The following is a 19327-nucleotide window of genomic DNA, read 5'->3' on the forward strand; positions in this document are numbered from 1 at the left end:
TTCCCCCATGCTTCCCGTCTTCCTCAACCAGCTCGGCCTCGTCTGTGCGCTGGGCGCCGGGAAGCAGGAGGTGTCCCAGGCGCTGTTCGCGGACACCCCGTCCGGCGTGGCCCTCCATGAAGGGTACGCCGACCGGCCGCTGCACCTGGGCGTCGTCACCCGCCCGCTCGCGGCGCTGGACGCCCTGCCGCCGTCGCAGCACAGCCGCAACAACGCGCTGCTGCTCACGGCGCTCGCGCAGGTGCGTCCCGCCGTGGACGCCGCCCTGGACCGCTTCGGCCCCGGGCGCGTGGCGGTGGTGCTGGGCACCAGCACGTCCGGCATCGGGGAGAGCGAGTCCGCCATCCAGGACCACGTGGCCACGGGCGTGATGCCGGGCCGCTTCCACCTGGACCAGCAGGAGCTGGGCTCCCCGGCGATGGCGCTCGCGCGGGTGCTCGGCGCCGCGGGCCCCGCCTATGTCATCTCCACGGCGTGCTCCTCCAGCGCCAAGGCCCTGGCGAGCGCGGCGCGGATGCTGCGCGCGGGCACCGTGGACGCGGTGCTGACGGGCGGCGTGGATTCGCTGTGCCGGTTCACCGTGGCGGGCTTCCGCGCGCTGGACTCCGTGAGCGAGGAGCGCTGCAACCCGATGAGCGCCCACCGCCATGGCATCAACATCGGGGAGGCCGCGGCGCTGTTCCTGATGACGCGCGAGCCGGGCCCGGTGCGCCTGTCCGGCTGGGGTGAGTCCTCCGACGCGCACCACATCTCCGCGCCGGAGCCGGGAGGCCGGGGCGCCATGGCCGCCATCCAGGAGGCCATGAAGCGCGCGGGTCTTTCGCCGGACGGGGTGGACTACGTGAACCTGCACGGCACCGCGACGGTGCAGAACGACGCCATGGAGAGCCGCGCGGTGCACGCCCTGCTGGGCTCGGACGTGAAGGCCAGCTCCACCAAGCCGCTCACCGGCCACACCCTGGGCGCCGCGGGCGCGCTGGAGGCGGCCTTCGCGCACCTCACCCTCACGGACAACCCCCGGGGCCAGCTGCCCGCGCACTTCTGGGACGGCGCGGTGGACCCGTCGCTGCCGGCGCTGTCGCTGGTGAGGCCCGGCGAGGCGCTGGGGCGGCCGGTGCGCGCGGTGCTGAGCAACTCGTTCGCCTTCGGGGGCAGCAACGCCGCCCTCGTGCTGGAGCGCGGCTGATGCGAACCCCCATCGACCTGCCCATCGCGGACCTGGTGCCCCACGCGGGACGGATGCGGCTGCTCGACCGCGTGCTGGAGGGCGACACGGACTCCATCGTCGCGGAGGTCACGGTGCGCGAGGACAGCCTCTTCTTCGAAGGCGGCGCCGTGGGCGGCTGGGTGGGCATCGAATACATGGCGCAGGCCGTGGCGGCCTGGGCCGGGTGGCACGCGCGCCAGCGCGGCGAGACGCCCCGGGTGGGCTTCCTCCTGGGCACCCGCCGCTATCAATGCAGCCGCCCCGTCTTCAAGGCGGGGGACTGCCTGCGCGTCGAGGTCATCCGCCAGTTCTCCGCGGACAACGGGCTGGGCCAGTTCGACTGCACCCTCACCCTGGGGACGGAGCAGGTGGCCACGGCGGCGCTGACGGTCTTCGAGCCGCAACCGGGGCAGGACGTCGTGAGGAGGGGCAACACAGATGGGTGACAAGACGGTGCTGGTGACGGGCTCCAGCCGCGGCATCGGCCGCGCCATCGCGCTGCGCCTGGCCCGTGACGGCTACGACGTCGTGGTGCACTGCCGCAGCCGGCGCGACGAGGCGGACGCCGTGGCGGCGGGCGTGCGCGAGGCGGGCCGCGACGCGCGCGTGCTCCAGTTCGACGTGGCGGACCGCGAGGCCACGCAGAAGGCGCTGCTGGAGGACGTGGAGGCCCACGGCTGCTACTACGGCGTGGTGTGCAACGCGGGCATCGCGCGCGACAACGCCTTCCCCTCCATGACGGCGGACGAGTGGGACAGCGTCATCCACACCAACCTGGACGCCTTCTACAACGTGCTCAACCCGCTCACGATGCCGCTGGTGCGCCGCAAGAAGCCGGGCCGCATCGTCACGCTGGCGTCGGTGTCCGGGCTGATGGGCAACCGGGGGCAGGTGAACTACAGCGCCGCCAAGGCGGGCATCATCGGCGCGACGAAGGCGCTGGCGGTGGAGCTGGCCAAGCGGAACATCACCGTCAACTGCGTGGCCCCGGGCCTCATCGACACGGAGATGGTGCCGCCGGAGGTGCTGGAGGAGGCGATGAAGATCATCCCCGCCCGCCGCATGGGCAAGCCGGAGGAGGTCGCCGCCGCGGTGAGCTTCCTCATGGCGGAGGACGCGGGCTACATCACGCGGCAGGTGATCTCCGTGAACGGAGGGATGGTCGGATGAAGCGCGTGGTCGTCACCGGCGTGGGTGCCCTGAGTCCCCTGGGCCATGACTGGCCCACGGTGGAGGCGCGGCTGCGCGCGCGCCAGAACGCCGTCCAGGTGATGGAGCCCTGGAAGCAGTACCAAGGCCTGCACACGCGGCTGGGCGCGCCCGCCGCGCCCTTCGAGCTGCCCCCCTCCAGCTATTCGCGCAAGACGACGCGCACCATGGGCCGCGTGGCGCTGATGGCGACACGAGCCAGTGAGCTGGCGCTCCAGGACGCGGGCCTCCTGGGCCACGCGCTGGTCAAGAGCGGGAAGATGGGCATCGCCTACGGCTCCTCCGCGGGGACGCCGGAGAACATGGGCGACTTCGGGAAGATGATCACCGAGAAGACGACCGAGGGCATCACCGCGACGACGTACCTGCGGATGATGTCCCACACGGCGGCGGTGAACATCGGCGTCTTCTTTGGCGTCACCGGGCGCATCGTCACCACGTCCAGCGCGTGCACCTCCGGCAGCCAGGGCATCGGCTACGCGTACGAGGCCATCAAGCTGGGCCGCCAGGTGGCGATGCTCGCGGGCGGCGCGGAGGAGCTGGACGCCACCGGCGCCGCCGTCTTCGACACCCTCTTCGCCACCAGCACGAAGCACAACGAGGCGCCGCACCAGTCCCCCCGCCCCTTCCACGCCGAGCGCGACGGGCTGGTGCTGGGCGAGGGCGCGTGCACGCTGGTGCTGGAGGAGCTGGAGCACGCGAAGGCGCGCGGCGCGACCATCCACGCGGAGCTGCTGGGGTACGGCACCAACAGCGACGGCCGCCACGTCACCCAGCCCAACGCGGACACCATGGCGGAGGCGATGCGGCTGGCCCTGGAGGACGCGGGCGTGCCGGCCTCCGCCATCCCCTACGTCAACGCGCACGGCACCGCGACGGACACGGGCGACGTGGCGGAGAGCGCGGCGACGCGGCTCGTCTTCGGAGAGCAGGTCGCCATCTCCTCGCTCAAGAGCTACATGGGCCACACGCTGGGGGCCTGCGGCGCGCTGGAGGCGTGGATGAGCATCCAGATGATGCGCTCGGAGTGGTTCGCGCCCACGCTGCACCTCACGGCGGACGCCGTGGATCCGAAGTGCGCGCCCCTGGATTATGTCATGGGCGAGGGACGCACCTTGCGGACGGACCTGGTGATGAGCAACAACTTCGCCTTCGGCGGCATCAACACGTCGTTGATCTTCCGCCGCTGGCCTTGATGTCTGGAGATCCCGCGATGAAGAAAGCCCTCCTGTTGCTGGCCCTGACCGCCGCGAGCCCCGCCCTGGCGCGCGACACCGTGGTGAAGGTCAAGCTGGCGGACGTGCTGGCCCTGCCCGAGGCGAAGGAGAAGCTGGACGGCTCGGTGAAGTTCTACCTGGACGGCGCGAAGACGCCCAACGTGCTCAAGACGCTGGGCAACGACGTGACGAACAAGAAGACCAATGGCGTGGGCAAGTCGGACGACTACGCCTGCAAGTGGGCCGCCCTCTCCGCGCTCATCTCCCTGCAGGAGGGCGCGAAGAAGAACGGCGCCAACGCGGTGGTCAACATCGTCAGCTATTACAAGAAGGTCGAAGGCAAGAGCGCCACGGAGATCGAGTGCCACGCCGGCAGCTTCGTCACCGGCGTCGCGCTCAAGGGCGACTACGCCACCGTCGCGAAGTAGGCGCGGGGGCGCGGGCGCGGCGGACCTACCGCCGCGCCGGCACCTCGATGCGGCAGACCGTCGCGGGCTCCAGCCGCCGCGACCGCATCCAGTTCTCCAGGGCCGCGTCCTGGCGCGCGGCGTCCTTCGCGTCGAAGCGGCGGTTGTCCTCCAGCTTCCAGCCCTGCGGATAGTTGCCGGAGTAGCCGTTCACCGTGGGCGTGCCCCGCTCCAGCGACGCCCAGACGGCATCCAGCTGGTACTTCCACTCCTGCGCCTCACCGGAAGTGGGCGCGTAGAAGAAGCTGCCGCAGGCCGAGGGCGGCCCGAGCCGGCTCGCCACCGCGTCCACGTCCGCGCGGGACTCGAAGCGATCATAGACGGGGCCCGAGAGCCCCTGCTCCAGCAGGCACAGCGCGCCCAGGCCCACCGCCAGCGCCGTGCGGCCCGCCTGGAGCCGCTGCTGGAGGAACAGGGCCAGCCCCACGCTCGCGGGCACCAGCAGCCACACGCCAATGCGAGCCAGGGCCCGGATGGCCGCCGCGCCGGGCACGCCGTGGAAGACGAGCCACCAGGGCGTGACCCCACCGGCGTAGCGCGAGGCCAGGATGAGGGTGGCCACCGTCACGACGAGCAGCACCCGCACCGCGGGCCGCGAGCGCGCCTGCCACAGGCCGATGCCCGCCAGGATGGGAGTGACGAAGCCAAGGCCCAGCCGGTGTTCCCACGCCATGGGCATGCGCTGGAACTTGGAGAACGCGTTCGTCCAGCCATACAGCCAGCTGTCCTGGCCCACGTAGAACCAGCTCCAGATGCGCGGCACCATGTGGGACACTTCGGAGAAGCTGCGCAGGCCCACCGAGCCAATGGCCTGGCGTGAGTGCAGGACCAGCGGCACCAGCAGCGCCAGCCCCACGACGCCGAAGCCCACGAGCGCCGGGAGGTGGAGGCGCAGCGCCGTCAGCAGCCGCCCGCGCGTGTCCGGGAACGCGAGCCCGGCGAGGAACGCCAGCAGCAGGAAGAAGAAGAGGAACCAGCCCCAGTAGAAGCCCGCGTAGAGCTGGGCCACGAACGCGCCCACCAGCAACCCGGCCCACGCCACCCCGCGCCGCCGGTCCGTCTCCGGCCGGGTCAGCGCCAGCACCGCGCCCACGGCCAGGAGCGAGAAGAACTGGCCTTCGAGCTGCGGATGGTTGAGCTGGTTGATGCGCGGCGCCCCCGCCGTGAAGAGCAGCGCGCCCACCACCGCGGGGCCCGCGCGCAGGCCGAACCCGCGCTTGAGCAGCCACACCGCCGCGGCGTAGTTCAACACCGCCATGCTGAGCGCCCACGCCTGCCAGGACAGGTCCGCGTTCAGCCCCAGCGCGCGCCACACCCAGTAGAAGGGCGCCACGCCCAGCAGCACGTCCGAGTACGCGGCGATGTTGGGCTCGGGGTGGAACATGGGCGGATCCCAGAAGCGCGCGTGCGCCGGATCCCCCGAGACGAAGCGCCACCCGTGCTCCAGCACGTAATGGTTGAAGCGCACGTCGCCCTCGTCCCCCTGCACCAGCCGCAGGCCGGACAGGATGGCGGGGTGGTGCGACAGCAACAGGGCCAGGATGCCGCCGGCGAGGACGAGCAGGGTGAAGCGGGTGCGTTCCGAGGCTGCGGTTTCCATGCGCGCCGGGAGCGTTAACACACCGGACAGGCCCGCTGGAACGACGGAGGGGCGCCTCGACGCGCCCCTCCTCGCCACCGCTCAGCGCACCGGCAGGTCCAGCCAGGACGGCCCCCCCAGCGACAGCGTCGCGCCGGTGGTGTTGGCGTCCAGGTAGAGCGGGTCCTCCGTGTCGACGACGAGGGCCAACCGGTGCAGCGCCGGGACGTCATAGGCCGTGGCCGGGAACACCAGGTCCAGGTCGAGCGGCATCCCCGGCGTGGCTCCCTTCCAGCTGAGGGGCACATGGATGATGAGCCCGCCAAAGTCGCCCACGAGATCGTACAGGTAGGCCACGACCGTCCCCGCGGAGGTGGAGGGCGTGACGCGCAGGCGCAGCGTGGCGGAGCCCCGGATGGAGGCGCCGCGCGCCATGACGGGGGACGTCCAGACGCCCGCGTTGAGGCGGCTGACGCCCGGCAGCCAGACCACGGGCGGGATGCCCGTCAGCGCCTGGAGCCCGTTGGTCAGCAGCACCACGCCCGCGTCGGCGGTGGTGTCGATGCCCGACCAGATCACCTTCGAGCTACCGCTCGTCGGAGCACCGCCCAGGGGGCCGGTGCCATCCAGCAGGCGGATGGCCCCCAGCCCATGGCGCTGCACCCCCGAGGAGATGCTGGCCCAGGACGCATAGCCCTCCGCGGCGTTGGTGTTGGTGCGCAGCACCACGGGCGGCTCGCGGGAGATGCCGGTGTCCACGCCCGCCACGTATTGGTCCATCCAGCGCGTCACGCTGGTCCAGACGTGATTGGGGAGCCCCGCCAGGCCGGTGGCCTCCACGACGGCATGGTCGCCGGGGGCGAGCTCCAGGCGCTTGGGCCCGGTGAGCTGGCCGTAGAACGAGACGAGCTGGTTGGACGGAAAGAGGCTGTCGCCAAACGCGTTGGCCAGCAGGATGGCGGGCGCGTTCGCGTTGATCCGTTGGACGTAGGTGGACGCCGAGCGCACCTTGCCCCAGGCGATGATCTCCTCGAGGTCGCGGTTGGCGTAGTAGTTGTCGATGGTCGTGCGCAGCTCCGCGCTGGGCCTGCCCAGCAGCCGGGAGGCGACATCCAGCAGCGCCACCGCCTGGGGCCGGCGGGTCTCCCCGCCAAACAGCGACGCCACCAGATCCGTCCAGCAGGAGAGCGCCGCGACCGCCTTCACCCGCGAGTCGAACCCGGAGACGATGAGGGAGATGCCCGCGCCATACGAGACCCCGGCGAGCCCGATGCGAGAGGCATCCGCCTGCGTGTTGACGAGCATCCAGTCGATGACACGCGAGGCGTCAGCGATGTCCGCCGGGCCAGCGGTATCGATGCCCCCGCCCGAGGCCCAGAAGCCCCGCGGCGTGTAGGAGAGGGCCACATAGCCCCGCTGGGCCAGCGCATTCGCCTGGGCCAGATACTCCAGGTCGTTGAGCCCCCAGCTCGAGATGAAGATCACCGCGGGATGGGGGCCCGGCGTCGTCGGCGCGATGTAGTTGGCCTTGAGGACGGTGCCATCCCCCACCGTGATGTCGACGAACCGGAAGCCCGTGGTCGGCAGCCCCGCGAGCGCCGTGCGCGCCACCGTGGCCCGGAGGGGCAGCGCCGAACCCACGAGCGGCACGAGCAGGGACAGCAGGAGGACCGGCAATCGCAGGCACCACGCAGGGAGTTTCCGCACCATTGACGCACCTCGGAGGCGGCTGGGGGAGGAAGGCGCGAACACGATAGGGATGGGTTGATTTTCCAGTCAACGGACAGACACGAATTAAAAGCACTTCATTCAAATCATGACTTCTCCGTCCACCTTGCGGGTGTGCGGTCGGCGCTTCCATGTCTGTTCAAGGGCGACCCCGTCCGGTGAGCCGCCGGCTGTGATTGCCGGAGCCCCGGGTCCAGGCCCCGCGGTCCGTCCGTCCGGTCCCACGGGGCCTGGAGCGCTGCACCTCCGTGGAAGCGCCGCGGCAGGGAACGCGGGCGGAACGCAATGACCGGGATGAAACCCGCGTTTGTGCTGTTGGCGACGCGCCCGTGTGCGCCAGAGTACGTCACCCCGTTCGGGCCCATCCAGGAGTCTCCATGTCGTTTCGTTCCAGACCGCCGTTTGGCGCCGCGCGCATGACGTTCGGCGTCTGCGCGTCCGCGCTCATCACCGCATGCGCGTCCTCCGCGACCGCGGAGAAGACCCCGCCGCCGACGCAGGCCGCCACCACCCCAGCCCCGGCGCCCGCGCCCCAGCCCAAGCCCTACTTCGGGACCTTCGGCGTCGACACGCCGGGCATGGACACCTCCGTGGCGCCGGGCGACGACTTCTACCGCTACGTCAACGGCAAGTGGGTGGACACCACGGAGATCCCTCCCGACCGCTCCGCCTACGGCATGTTCACGCGGCTGGCCGAGGACGCTTCTCAGCAGACGCGCGCGCTGCTGGAGGCCGCCGCGCAGTCGGACGCCGCCCCCGGCACCGAGGACCGCAAGCTGGGTGACTACTACGCCAGCTTCATGGACGAGGCCACCATCGAGGCCCGCGGCGCGACCCCGCTCAAGCCGCGGCTGGACGCCATCGCCGCCGTCGCCAACCGCAAGGACCTGGCCACGCTGCTGGGCACCACCCTGCGCAGCGACGTGGATCCGCTCAACACCGGGCAGAGCACCACGGAGCGCCTGCTGGGCCTCTGGGTGGCGGAGGACCTGAACGACCCCAGCCGCTATGCCGCCTACATCCTCCAGGGCGGCCTGGGCCTGCCGGACCGCGACTTCTACCTGAAGGACACGCCGCGCTTCAAAGAGGTGCGGGAGAAGTACCAGCAGCACATCGCCGCGCAGCTGAAGAACGCGGGCATCGCCGACGCCGACGCGAAGGCGCGCGCCATCTACGGCCTGGAGGTGAAGATCGCCAAGGTCCACTGGGCCGCGCAGGACACGCAGGACGTGGCCAAGGTGAACAACCCCTGGAAGCAGGCGGACTTCGCGCGCAAGGCGCCCGGGCTGGACTGGACGGCGTACTTCGCGAGCGCGGGCCTCGCGCCCCAGAAGGACTTCATCGTCTGGCAGCCCAGCGCCATCACCGGCATCGCGAAGCTCGTGGGCAGCGAGCCGCTGCCGGTGTGGAAGGACTACCTCGCCTTCCACGCCATCATGCGCGGCGCGCCGTTCCTGTCGAAGGCCTTCGTGGACACCAGCTTCGACTTCAGCGGCAAGACGCTGTCCGGCGCGCAGCAGCTGCGCGAGCGCTGGAAGCGCGGCGTGGACTTCACCAACGGCGCCATGGGCGAGGCCGTGGGCAAGCGCTACGTGGCGAAGCACTTCCCGCCGGAGGCCAAGGCCGAGGCGGACGTGATGGTGCGCAACATCCTGGCCGCGCTGGGCCGCCACATCGACGCGCTGGAGTGGATGTCGCCGGAGACCAAGGCCCGCGCCAAGGAGAAGCTGGGCACGGTGCAGGTGGGCATCGGGCATCCGGAGACGTGGCTCGACTACTCCGCGCTGGAGGTCATCCAGGGGGACGCCTTCGGCAACGCAGAGCGCGCCAGCCTCTTCGAGCACCACCGCAACGTCGCCAAGCTGGGCAAGCCCGTGGACCGGCTGGAGTGGTTCATGACGCCGCAGGAGGTCAACGCGCTCAACTCGCCGCAGCAGAACTCCATCATCTTCCCGGCCGCCATCCTCCAGCCGCCCTTCTTCGATCCGAACGCGGATCCGGCCGTGAACTACGGCGGCATCGGCTCCGTCATCGGCCATGAAATCGTCCACAGCTTCGATGACGTGGGCGCGCAGTTCGACGCGAAGGGCAAGCTGTCCAACTGGTGGACGCCCAAGGACCTGGCGCAGTTCAAGGCCGCGGGGCAGGCGCTGGCCGCCCAGTTCGACGCCTACAAGCCCCTGCCGGACATGAACGTGAACGGCGAGCTGACGCTCGGTGAGAACATCGCCGACGTGGCCGGTGTCTCCATCGCGCACGACGCGTACGTGATGTCGCTCGCCGGCCAGCCCGCCCCCACGCTGGACGGCTTCACGGGCGAGCAGCGCTTCTTCCTGGGCTTCGCCCAGGTGTGGCGCAACAAGTTCCGGGAGCCGCTGCTGCGCCGGCTGCTCGTGACGGATGGTCACTCGCCGGGCATGTACCGCGCGGCCACCGTGCGCAACCTGGACGCGTGGTACCCCGCCTTCGACGTGAAGCCCGGCCAGGGCCTCTTCCTCACGCCGGAGAAGCGCGTGAAGGTCTGGTAGTCCCGCTCCACCTGCACCGGGCGCACGAAGGCCGTGCGTCCGGTGCACTGGTGCCGGAGCAGGCGCGGGCGCACGGTGAGGGCATGACCTCGACCCTGCACTCGCCCCCCGTCGCCACCCTGCTCACCCACCTCTTCGCCGACGCGCGCAAGACGGACGCCGCCGTGCTCGCGCCCTTCAGCGCCCTCTCTCCCGAGGCGCGGGCGGACGCGCTGCACCGCGACCCGCGCGCCTTCTACGCCAGCGTCGCGGAGGCCTACCTGCCGGTGTCGGAGGAGCTGGGCCGGCTGCTCTACGCGCTCACCCTCGCGCGGCGCGCGAGGACGGTGGTGGAGTTCGGCACGTCGTTCGGCCTCTCCACCCTCCACCTCGCGGCGGCGCTGCGCGACAGCGGTGGCGGGCGCCTCATCACCACGGAGTACGAACCCGCGAAGGTGCGCCGCGCGAAGGAGCACCTCACCCGCGCGGGGCTCGTGGACCTGGTGGAGTTCCGCGAGGGCGACGCGCTGGAGACGCTGCGCCACGACGTGCCGGACGGCATCGACCTGGTGCTCTTCGACGGCGCCAAGCCGCTCTACCTGCCGCTGCTCCGGTTGCTGGAGCCCAGGCTTGGCCCCGGCGCCATCCTGGTCGCGGACAACGTGCGGATGAGCCCGGACTTCGCGGCCCACGTCGCGCGGCCGGAGCACGGCTACATCCCGGTGGCCCTGCCCTGGGAGGACGACGACTGCCTCTTCGCCGTGCGCGTCGGGTGAAGGCCCCACGGCTGGGATGAGGCCCATGGCGGACCTGGACCTCGACCTGCTCGTGGCGCTCGCTGCCCTCCCACACGAGGGCCGCGAGACGCGTGAACCAGGCTCGCCATCCGCAAGGCATTGCTCGAGGAGAGACAGTCCCGGGCGCCGTCCACGACTCCACGACGCGACGGCACGGAGAGGGACTATTCCCGCTCTGCGTCGGCCGTGACGGAGCTGCAACCTGCCGTGCAGCTGATTTTCGCTGATGCACAGGCCACGGTACACGTGACACCGGCAGCACCCGAGCTTGGACAGCGACTGGTGCACGTCGCGTACTTTCGGTTGCATGCGTCCGTACACGCGGAAGCGGCCTCAACAGGGCCGCCCGCTTCGTCCGTGTCCGCTGCCGCATCGGGACCGCACCCTGCCGCGAAGAGCACCGTTCCAAGCATCGCCAACAACTTCATCCGCCTGTCCATGTCGCAACCTCCCTATGGGAAAAGAACGCTCGCTTCATTTGGGATGACAATTCCGCCCCCGTCGTCGACTCCCGTGGGGCTGGGCCAGAGCCGCCCTCACGCAAGGCTGAATCACGGCGGTGCCCATCCAGGACCCGGCCACTGCGTGATGGGCGTGCATGGGATGCGCACAACGATCCGCCGGGCCAGGCTGCCCATGCACTCGAGGAGAAAGAGGGAACGGGCCCGACGACGTCCCAAAAAATCCCTGGAGACCTCCGCGCACGCTCATCCGAAGCCCTGGAGCGCCTCGCCCGCGCCGGACATGTCGTGGTATCGCGGAGGGCCGGCTGCGCACGCCGCTGAACGCCGTGCTGGAGGAGCATGGCCACGAACACCGGGTGACGGCGGTGGTGCCCAACCTGCTCGTCGTGGCGGCCCACGGCGGGTTCGCGCGCCGTCCCCACGCGGATGCCCCTCAGGGAGAAGCCCGAGCCCCTACCGCCGCTCCCCATCGTCGCCGCGCAGGTGTGTCATCCCCGCTTCGACCGCGCTCCCGCGCACGTCCGACCGCTCCGGTCCGTGAAGGCGCTCCGCCGCGAACCGCGCCGCTCCTCAGCTCACGACGAGCGCGAGGCTGAAGCCGTCGTGGCCCTTGCTGCCCACCGTCCGCGCGGTGGTGGCCCTGTCCTGGGAGGACGACGACTGCCTCTTCGCCGTGCGCGCCCCGTGAAGCCCCCACGATTAGGATGGGGCCGATGGCGGACCTGGACCTCAACCTGCTCGTGGCGCTCGATGCCCTCCTGCGCGAGGGCAGCGTGGCGCGCGCCGCTGAACGGCTGAACCTGAGCGCGCCGGCCATGAGCCGCACGCTCACGCGCATCCGGACCGCCCTGGGGGACCCCGTGCTGGTGCGCGCGGGCCAGGGACTGGTGCCCACGCCCCGCGCCCTGGCCCTGCGGGAACAGGTGCGCGCCGTGGTGCGGGACGCCACGGCGCTGCTCTCTCCCGGGACGCCCACCGCGCCGGAGCGCCTGACGCGCACGCTGACGCTGCGGGTGAACGACGGCGTCATCCCGCTGCTGGGCAATGCGCTCTACCAGCGGGCACGCGAAGAGGCCCCGGGCCTCACGCTGCGCTTCGTGGCGGAGGGCACGGAGGACGTGGAGTCCCTGCGCGACGGCGAGGTGGACCTGGACATCGGCGTGCAGGGCGCGCTGGGCCCGGAGATCCGCGTGCAGCGGCTGGGCGAGGAGCCCTCCGTCTGCCTGGTGGGGCGCGCGTCTGCGCTCGCGAAGGGGCGGATGACGCTGGAGCGCTTCGCCCGCGCGGAGCATGTCGTGGTGTCGCGGCGGGGCCGGCTGCGCACGCCCCTGGACGCCGTGCTGGAGGAGCACGGCCATGAACGCCGGGTGACGGCCGTGGTGCCCAACCTGCTCGCCGCGGCGGCCCTCGTCGCGCGGACCGGGGCCCTGGCCGTGGTCAACGGCGGGTTCGCGCGCGCCGTCTCCACGCTGATGCCCGTCAGGGAGCGGCCCGTGCCCCTGCCGCTGTCCCCCATCGTCGTCGCGCAGGTGTGGCATCCCCGCTTCGACCGCGATCCCGCGCACGTCTGGCTGCGCCGGACCGTGAAGGCGCTCTGCGACGAACCGCGCCGCCTCCTCAGCCCGTGACGAGCGCGAGGCTGAAGCCATCGTGGCCCTTGCTACCCACCGTCTGCACGGCGGTGGCCGTCACCCGGGGCTCCGCGGCCACGGCTTCGTAGAAGCGGCGCATGCCCTGGACGTTCGCGTCGGTGCTGGCCGCGTCCACGATGCCGCCCTTGCGCACCACGTTGTCGGTGAGGATGACGCTGCCCTTGCGCGACAGCTTCAGCGCCCACGCGAAGTACGCCGCCGTGTTCACCTTGTCCGCGTCGATGAAGGTCAGGTCGAACGGCCCCTGTCCCTCCTTCTCCAGTTGGGGCAGCGTGTCCAGGGCGCTGCCCACGCGGACCTCCACCACGTCGGACAGGCCCGCGCGGGCGATGTTCTCCCGGGCGACCTCCGCGTGCTTCGGCATCGCCTCCAACGTGACGATGCGGCCCCCGGGCGGCAGCGCCCTCGCGAGCCACAGCGTGCTGTAGCCCCCCAGCGTGCCCACCTCCAGGATGCGCCGGGCGCCGTGCATCCTCGCGAGCAGCATCAACAGCTTCCCCTGGTTCGGCGCCACGTTGATGGCGGGCAACCCCGCCCTGGCGCTCGCCTCCAGCGCCGCGTCCAGCGCCGCGTCCGGCGCCACCATGTGGTCGGTGATGTAGCGGTCGATGGCGGTCCACTGCTCCTGGCTCATGCGTCCTCCTTGGAACCTGGAAATGGACCGTCTCTAACGCCCACCCCACCCACCCGTCCGCCCGGGGCGCTCGGGAAAAACCATCGCGACGAAACTTTCGGTGGCGCGCTGCGACAATGTAGGAGGTCGTAGGTCTGTTCCGCAGCCCCCCGGAGGAACACCATGGAAATCAACCGCAAGTCGCCCGCCTCCATCGCCCCTACCGCCCGCTCGGAGACCTCCCGCGCGGAGGCGCCCAAGGCGAAGCCCCTGACGGTGCGTGACGGCTTCGAGAACAAGGGCGCGCGCCCCGGCAACTTCGTGGACCGCCCGACGGGCCGCCCCACGCCTCCGGGCGCCAGCGTCCCGGCGTCCGCCTTCACCTTCGGGAGCTCCAACGTCGCGGTGAAGCCGGACGCGAACAAGGTCCTCGACGCGAAGAAGGTGGACCCATCCCAGCCGAAGCCCAAGCTGACGGGCGAGCCGGTCATCGCGGTCATCGACGGCGGCGTGGACTACAAGCACACCGACCTGGATGACTCGATGTGGACGAACCCCGGGGAGATTGACGGGGACGGCATCGACAACGACGGCAACGGCATCGCGGACGACATCCACGGCTTCAACGTGGGCACCGGCAAGGGCGACCCCTTCAAGGGCGAGGGCACCGACCACGGCACGCACGTGGCGGGCATCATCGCCGCCGAGGACAACGGCGAGGGCAACACCGGCATCGCGGCCGGCAAGGCGAAGATCCTCAGCGTGGGCGGCCTGTACGACGGCGCGGACCTGCTGACCAACTTCGAGCGCTCGGTGGACTACCTGGTGAAGATGAAGACCGAGCACGGCGTGAACATCCGCGCCGCCAACGCGAGCTTCGGCGACTCCTACCGCGACGCCGCGTCGCAGAAGCGCTGGACGGCCGCCATCCAGAAGCTGGCGGACGCGGACATCCTGCTGGTCGCGGCCACGGCCAACGGCAACGGCAGCAACATGAACAAGGTGCCGGACATGCCCGCCAACGTGGACCTGCCCAACGTCATCACCGTGGCGTCCATGGACCGGAACAACGACAAGCTGGCCCGCTTCTCGTCGCACGGCGACAAGGTGGTGGACCTGGCCGCGGTGGGCGAGGACGTGCTCAGCACCGTCCCCGGCAACGACTGGGAGGAGATGAGCGGCACCTCCATGGCCACGCCCACGGTGGCCGGCACCGCCGCGCGCATGTTCGCGGAGAACCCGGACCTGACCGCCGTGCAGGTGCGCGACCTCATCCTGAAGACCGTGGAGCAGGACCCGGACCTCAAGGGCAAGGTCATCACCGGAGGCAAGCTGGACATCAACGCCGCCATCGCCGCCGCGAAGGCCACCGTGGAGCCCCAGCCGGAATCCCCCGCCGTCGCCTCGCGCTGAGCCTCCCCTCCCGGGCCCCCTCGCCATGCACATGGCGGGCGTGGGCCCGGGAGCCGTTCCAGGGCGCGGGCGCCGGGGCTAGGGTGGACGGGAACCTCCGGCCTCCCCACCTCGTGGACCCTCCATGCGCGCGCCTCCCGTGATGCGTCTCCTGCTGCTGTCCGTGCCCCTGCTCTCCGCGCCCGCGTGGGCCATCGCGGACTGCTCGTTCCAGGGCAAGCCCATCAACCTGGACAATGGCAGCTCCACCGCCACCCTCACCGGCACCGTGCGCTGCCTGGACCGGGACACGAAGGAGGAGACGCACACCGTCTCGTTCAAGAACGGCAAGCAGGACGGCTGGGAGGTGCGCCGCTGGCCCGGCGGCCGCGCCGTGGAGCAGGAGTACCGCGCCGGCAAGCGGCAGGGCGGCTTCAAGCGCTACGAAGAAGGCCGGCTGGTGGAGACCGCCCAGTACGTGGATGACAACGCCCGGGGCGAGGAGCTTCGCTACCACCCCAACGGCAAGGTGTCCCGGCGCGTGGACCGGCAACCGGACGACGCCCGGAGCAGCTTCGCGGACTACGACGACACCGGGCGGCTGACGAGCGCGGGCTGCGGCCTCCAGACCTCGCGCGAGGCGGGCACGAAGGACTGCCCCTGGAAGGGGCCCTCGCCGCTCGTGTTCTTCCACCCGAATGGCCAGAAGCGCGCCGTCATCCCCTTGAAGGACGGGCTGCGCCAGGGGGTGACGGAGTCCTTCGATTCGAAGGGCCAGCGCACCGGCACCACCGCGTTCGCCGCGGGCCTGCGCGACGGCGTGAGCACGGAGTTCTACGAGGGAACGGCCCGCCGCTCCACGACCTACGTCCAGGGCAAGCAGGAGGGCGACGAGACGGAGTACTTCAACGACGGCGCGAAGAAGCAGGTCACCACCTGGAAGGACCGCCAGAAGGTGAAGCGCGTGGAGTACTTCCAGAACGGCGAGCGCAAGCGCGAGTTCGTCGTGACCGGCACCCGCGCGGTGGACTCCCTCTTCTTGGACGACGGCTCGCTGCGCCAGCGCGAGAACCTGGCCATGGAGGACGGCCGGGGCCGCTTCGTGCCCGACGGCTTGACGGAGTCCTTCCTCCCCGACGGCGGCCCCCAGTCGCGCGAGCACTACGTCCAGGGCGACGCCGAGGGCCAGCGCCAGGTGTGGGCGGAGAACGGCGTCCTCGTGGAGGACTCGCAGTGGGCCAAGGGCCGCGTCACCGCGCGCAAGCGCTGGAACCCGGACGGCGGCCTGGTGGAGGACGACACCTTCTACGAGGACGGCTCACGCAAGAAGAAGCCGTAGGCCCGCGCCGCGAGGGGGCGGCCGGCCGGGCCGTCCCCCCGGGGTCCCTTGACCGATGATGGTCGGAATATTACTTCCATCATCCATCATGACCCAGAAGACGGAGCAGAAGCAGAAGTCGCACGACGCCATCCTCGCGTCCGCCGCCACGCTGCTCGTGGAGCGGGGCATCCAGGCCAGCTCCATCCTGGACGTGATGAAGGGGGCGGGGCTCACCGTGGGCGGCTTCTACGGGCACTTCGATTCGAAGGAGCACCTGTTCACGGAGACCCTTCGGGGCACCGCCCGCGCGGTGTGGAACGTGCTCCTGCGCAAGGCGAAGGAGGACGCGCCGGAGGCGCCCGCGCTGAAGGTGATGGAGCGCTACCTGTCGCGCAAGCACCGCGACGGCGTCACGCCCACCTGCCCCCTGCCCAGCATCACCGCGGAGGTGTCGCGCGCGGGCGAGCCCTACCGAGGCGCGCTGGAGTCGGAGCTCCAGGAGTTCGTCCAGTCCTTCGGGGAGCTGCTGGGGCCCGGGGCGCGGCGCCGGGAGAAGGCCCTGGCCGCCATCGCGCTCATGTATGGCGCCCTGTCCCTGTCACGCGCCGTGCGCGGCACGAAGCTGGGGGACGAGTTCCTGGACGCGGCGAAGAAGCTGGGCGCGGAGCTGCTGGTGAAGGACGACGCGCCGCGTCCGCCGCCCGCGTCCCCATGAAGAAAGCCCGGCCCGACTCTGCGGACCGGGCCTGGGAGGGACACCCGCGTTCAGGAGCGCATCAGTCGCGCTGGATGGCGCCCTTCGGGACCAGGATGACGACCTCCTTGCAGTCCGAATAGATGATGGAGCTCATGTCCTTGTAGTTGTGGGTCGTCTTGCCGCCGTCGCGCACGATGCCCATGTCGTTGCCCTTGGACCCGCCGCTGTAGTCCCAGCCGTGGCGCGACTGGAAGATGATGGCGCCGTCCGGCACCTTCCCCTGCTCCACCAGCTTCTTGTACTGGGCCGCGGACACCACGTTGGCGGTCGCGTTGCCGTAGGGGCTCTTGATGGTCTGCTGCTTGGCGCCCGGGAAGGGGATGGACTCCCAGCCCTTGCGCAGCATCTGCGCCATGCCGCCGCGGGGGTTGTTCGGATCATTGCCCGTCGCCCCCGGCGTGTTCGGGATGCCCAGCCGGCTCATGTTGTCCAGCGTCGTGCGCACGCAGTAGCCCGTCTCGCCGTTGCGCAGGGCCGCGGTGGCCAGCTTCTTCAGCGTGGGGTCGTTCGTGTTGATGCGGACGCCGTTGCCCAGCACCGCGCCGTTGTTGTTCGTGGAGTCCGTCTTGCCGGGGCCGTTGGACTTCTCCAGCGTCTGGAGCGTGGTGGGGCCCACCTGCCCCTCCGCCGTGCCCGGCTTCAGGCCGTGCGCCTTCTGGAAGTCCGCCACGGCCTTCTTGGTGACGGGGCCGTACTTGCCGTCCGCCGGGATGCCCAGCATCTGCTGGACGTGCTTCACCGCCGCGCCCTGCATGCCCTCGCGCAGGTTGTGGCCGCCCGCCTTCACCTGCTCCAGCGAGGGCGCGGAGGTCCACGTCTTCTTCCCGTTCGCGTTCGCGGCCGCGGGCTCGAAGCTGTCCGTGGTGCGCCCCGGCCGCGCCGTGTTGCCCGTGTCGGTCGTGGCCGTGTTCGTCGCGGCGCCGCCGAAGTGCGGCGCCAGCGCCTGGGCGCGCGCCCACACGTCGTTTGAATAGTCATTGCCGGTGGTGCCCACGTCCATGTTCTGGAGGGTGCGCACGTTGCCGGGGCCGGAGTTGTAGGCCGCCACCGCGCCGCGCAGCTGCTGCGCCTCGGACCAGTTCGGGTGGGCCTTCTTGATGTCGTTGACGAAGCCCTTGAGGATGCTCGCCGCCTGGTTGATGTGCTCCTGACCGGTGGGCGTGCCCTTCGGCGTGTGGTAGCGGCGGTCCACCTGCATCACGCCAAAGCCGTTGCCGCCGTCGCCGCGGCCATTGCGGTCCAGCGCCGCGCCCGCGCGCGACTCACGGCTGGCGATGGCCGCCAGCAGCGCCGGGGGCAGGCCGTACTTCTGCGCCGCCGCTTCGATGTTGCCCTTGAACTTCTGCAGCCGCGCCAGATCCGTCTGCGCCATCTTCGTCGACGCGGCCACGCCCGGCTGCAGGCCGTCCTGCGCCGCCGTGCGCGCGGAGGCGCCCGTGGGCTTGTACTGCGACAGGATGGCGTTCGGGTTCGAACCGCTGAGTACCGCGTTCGCCGTCACTCCCTGGGAACGATTCGAGAAGACGGAATTCGTACGCTGGGACGTGGTCGCGGAGAGGCTCATTCGGGGATTCCTCGGTGGAGGCTGTGTTTCCTGCCCCGATTATCCAAACGCCTCTCATTGAGTTGCGAAGATCTGGAAATAAAGATCTCACAGTTTAACCTGTACGTAATTTTCCAACCAGACATCGCTCGAATGTTTGCCTTTGTCACAATTGGGCAACGTCGACCCGGGAGTCTGTCTGGATTCACCCCACTGACGCGCCGCGCTCACTTCAAAAATCCAACCAGACACGATGAGCGCAAAAAGGGCCTGTCCCCGGAAAGGAACAGGCCCGATGGACTGCTACAGGTCTGGAGCGGTGGTCCCGAGGCGGTCCGGGATGTGGGAAACCACTACGCCGAAGAAGTCCTTCACCTTGTGAGGGCCTTCATTCCACGGCGCGCACTCCCCGGAGCCTGGCGCGTCATCAGGAAGGACCTGGCGCGGCCTCGCTACGGCTGCACCTGACAGGCCTTCCCGTTCGTGCCGCTCACCCCGTTGCAGGCGTAGTTCACCCGGCAGTCGGACTGGGAGGCACAGACAGGCGCGCACAGCAGCGAGTCAAACTGGCGCGTGCACAGCGTTTCCGCCGGGCAACCGCCGCCCTCCCCTTCCGCGGTGCACGCCTGGGAGCAGAAGCCGTTGGGGAAGCCCTTCTGGCAGGAGAGCCCGTCGGAGCAGGCCCCTCCTCCACAGGCGTCCCCGACGCCACCGCTGCGGCCACACGCCAGGAGGGGGAGGACCACCAGGAGCGGCAACAGCATTCGAGCAGCGCGCATGGGCATCCCTTCCAATCAAAGGCAGGGGACCCGCCCCCGGGGCCCAGCATGTCCAGGCGGAAGGAGGGAGGTCCAGCGTGGCGGAAGGCATTCGT

General features: G+C 70.6%; 16 protein-coding genes. 11 read left to right on the forward strand and 5 right to left on the reverse strand.

The window, feature by feature from the left end; translation table 11 throughout:
* The first annotated feature begins 7 nt into the window (after positions 1–7).
* Genes FOF48_RS07440 through FOF48_RS07460 form a run of 5 tightly spaced genes read left to right on the forward strand, consistent with a single transcriptional unit; the run spans position 8 to position 4061 of the window.
* Positions 8–1186: a beta-ketoacyl-ACP synthase gene (locus FOF48_RS07440; RefSeq protein WP_143899468.1), complete on the forward strand. Its 1179-nt coding sequence runs from the start codon at positions 8–10 to the stop codon at positions 1184–1186.
* Positions 1186–1653, forward strand: coding sequence for a hotdog family protein (locus FOF48_RS07445; protein WP_186001820.1), 468 nt, complete (start codon positions 1186–1188; stop codon positions 1651–1653). The genes FOF48_RS07440 and FOF48_RS07445 overlap by 1 nt, the downstream gene beginning before the upstream one ends.
* Positions 1646–2377 (forward strand): 3-oxoacyl-ACP reductase FabG, encoded by a 732-nt coding sequence (gene fabG, locus FOF48_RS07450; RefSeq protein WP_143899470.1) that lies wholly within the window; start codon positions 1646–1648, stop codon positions 2375–2377. The genes FOF48_RS07445 and fabG overlap by 8 nt, the downstream gene beginning before the upstream one ends.
* The gene (locus FOF48_RS07455) at positions 2374–3612 is read left to right on the forward strand and encodes a beta-ketoacyl-ACP synthase (protein WP_143899471.1); all 1239 of its coding nucleotides are present in this window, start codon (positions 2374–2376) and stop codon (positions 3610–3612) included. The genes fabG and FOF48_RS07455 overlap by 4 nt, the downstream gene beginning before the upstream one ends.
* A gap of 17 nt (positions 3613–3629) precedes the next feature.
* Complete coding sequence (locus tag FOF48_RS07460; RefSeq protein WP_143899472.1) at positions 3630–4061, forward strand: excinuclease ATPase subunit; 432 nt, start codon at positions 3630–3632, stop codon at positions 4059–4061.
* 25 nt (positions 4062–4086) lie between these two features.
* Here the strand turns inward: FOF48_RS07460 and FOF48_RS07465 are convergent, their stop codons facing one another.
* Complete coding sequence (locus FOF48_RS07465) at positions 4087–5700, reverse strand: hypothetical protein (RefSeq protein ID WP_143899473.1); 1614 nt, start codon at positions 5698–5700, stop codon at positions 4087–4089.
* 81 nt (positions 5701–5781) lie between these two features.
* Positions 5782–7356 (reverse strand): CocE/NonD family hydrolase, encoded by a 1575-nt coding sequence (locus FOF48_RS07470; RefSeq protein WP_255441990.1) that lies wholly within the window; start codon positions 7354–7356, stop codon positions 5782–5784.
* Between the two features lie 428 nt (positions 7357–7784).
* Between FOF48_RS07470 and FOF48_RS07475 the strand changes: the two genes are divergently transcribed.
* The 3 genes from FOF48_RS07475 (at position 7785) to FOF48_RS07485 (ending at position 12803) form a co-directional block, all read left to right on the forward strand.
* Positions 7785–9935: a M13 family metallopeptidase gene (locus tag FOF48_RS07475; RefSeq protein WP_143899475.1), complete on the forward strand. Its 2151-nt coding sequence runs from the start codon at positions 7785–7787 to the stop codon at positions 9933–9935.
* Between the two features lie 83 nt (positions 9936–10018).
* Positions 10019–10690 carry an O-methyltransferase gene (locus FOF48_RS07480; protein WP_143899476.1) on the forward strand — a complete coding sequence of 224 codons (672 nt, stop codon included), beginning with the start codon at positions 10019–10021 and terminating at the stop codon, positions 10688–10690.
* A gap of 1198 nt (positions 10691–11888) precedes the next feature.
* A complete protein-coding gene (locus FOF48_RS07485; RefSeq protein WP_143899477.1) occupies positions 11889–12803 on the forward strand; it encodes a LysR family transcriptional regulator in 915 nt (304 codons plus the stop codon).
* Here FOF48_RS07485 and FOF48_RS07490 read toward each other — a convergent pair.
* Positions 12793–13461, reverse strand: coding sequence for an O-methyltransferase (locus FOF48_RS07490; protein WP_143899478.1), 669 nt, complete (start codon positions 13459–13461; stop codon positions 12793–12795). The genes FOF48_RS07485 and FOF48_RS07490 overlap by 11 nt on opposite strands.
* 162 nt (positions 13462–13623) lie before the next feature.
* Here FOF48_RS07490 and FOF48_RS07495 point away from each other — a divergent pair, with 162 nt between their 5' ends.
* The 3 genes from FOF48_RS07495 to FOF48_RS07505 all read left to right on the forward strand — a co-directional run bounded on the left by FOF48_RS07495 (position 13624) and on the right by FOF48_RS07505 (position 16868).
* On the forward strand, positions 13624–14853 hold the full coding sequence (locus FOF48_RS07495) for a S8 family peptidase (RefSeq protein WP_143899479.1): 1230 nt from the start codon (positions 13624–13626) through the stop codon (positions 14851–14853).
* Between the two features lie 124 nt (positions 14854–14977).
* A complete protein-coding gene (locus FOF48_RS07500) occupies positions 14978–16171 on the forward strand; it encodes a toxin-antitoxin system YwqK family antitoxin (RefSeq protein WP_143899480.1) in 1194 nt (397 codons plus the stop codon).
* Positions 16172–16259: 88 nt separating this feature from the next.
* On the forward strand, positions 16260–16868 hold the full coding sequence (locus FOF48_RS07505) for a TetR/AcrR family transcriptional regulator (protein ID WP_143899481.1): 609 nt from the start codon (positions 16260–16262) through the stop codon (positions 16866–16868).
* A gap of 61 nt (positions 16869–16929) precedes the next feature.
* Here FOF48_RS07505 and FOF48_RS07510 read toward each other — a convergent pair whose 3' ends face one another.
* Together FOF48_RS07510 and FOF48_RS07515 are read right to left on the reverse strand one after the other, a co-directional pair.
* Positions 16930–18474: a peptidoglycan-binding protein gene (locus FOF48_RS07510; protein ID WP_143899482.1), complete on the reverse strand. Its 1545-nt coding sequence runs from the start codon at positions 18472–18474 to the stop codon at positions 16930–16932.
* A 431-nt stretch (positions 18475–18905) separates the two neighbouring features.
* The gene (locus tag FOF48_RS07515) at positions 18906–19232 is read right to left on the reverse strand and encodes a hypothetical protein (protein WP_143899483.1); all 327 of its coding nucleotides are present in this window, start codon (positions 19230–19232) and stop codon (positions 18906–18908) included.
* Positions 19233–19327 lie beyond the last annotated feature (95 nt).

The organism is Corallococcus sp. Z5C101001 (assembly GCF_007352635.1).
GTDB lineage: Bacteria > Myxococcota > Myxococcia > Myxococcales > Myxococcaceae > Corallococcus > Corallococcus silvisoli.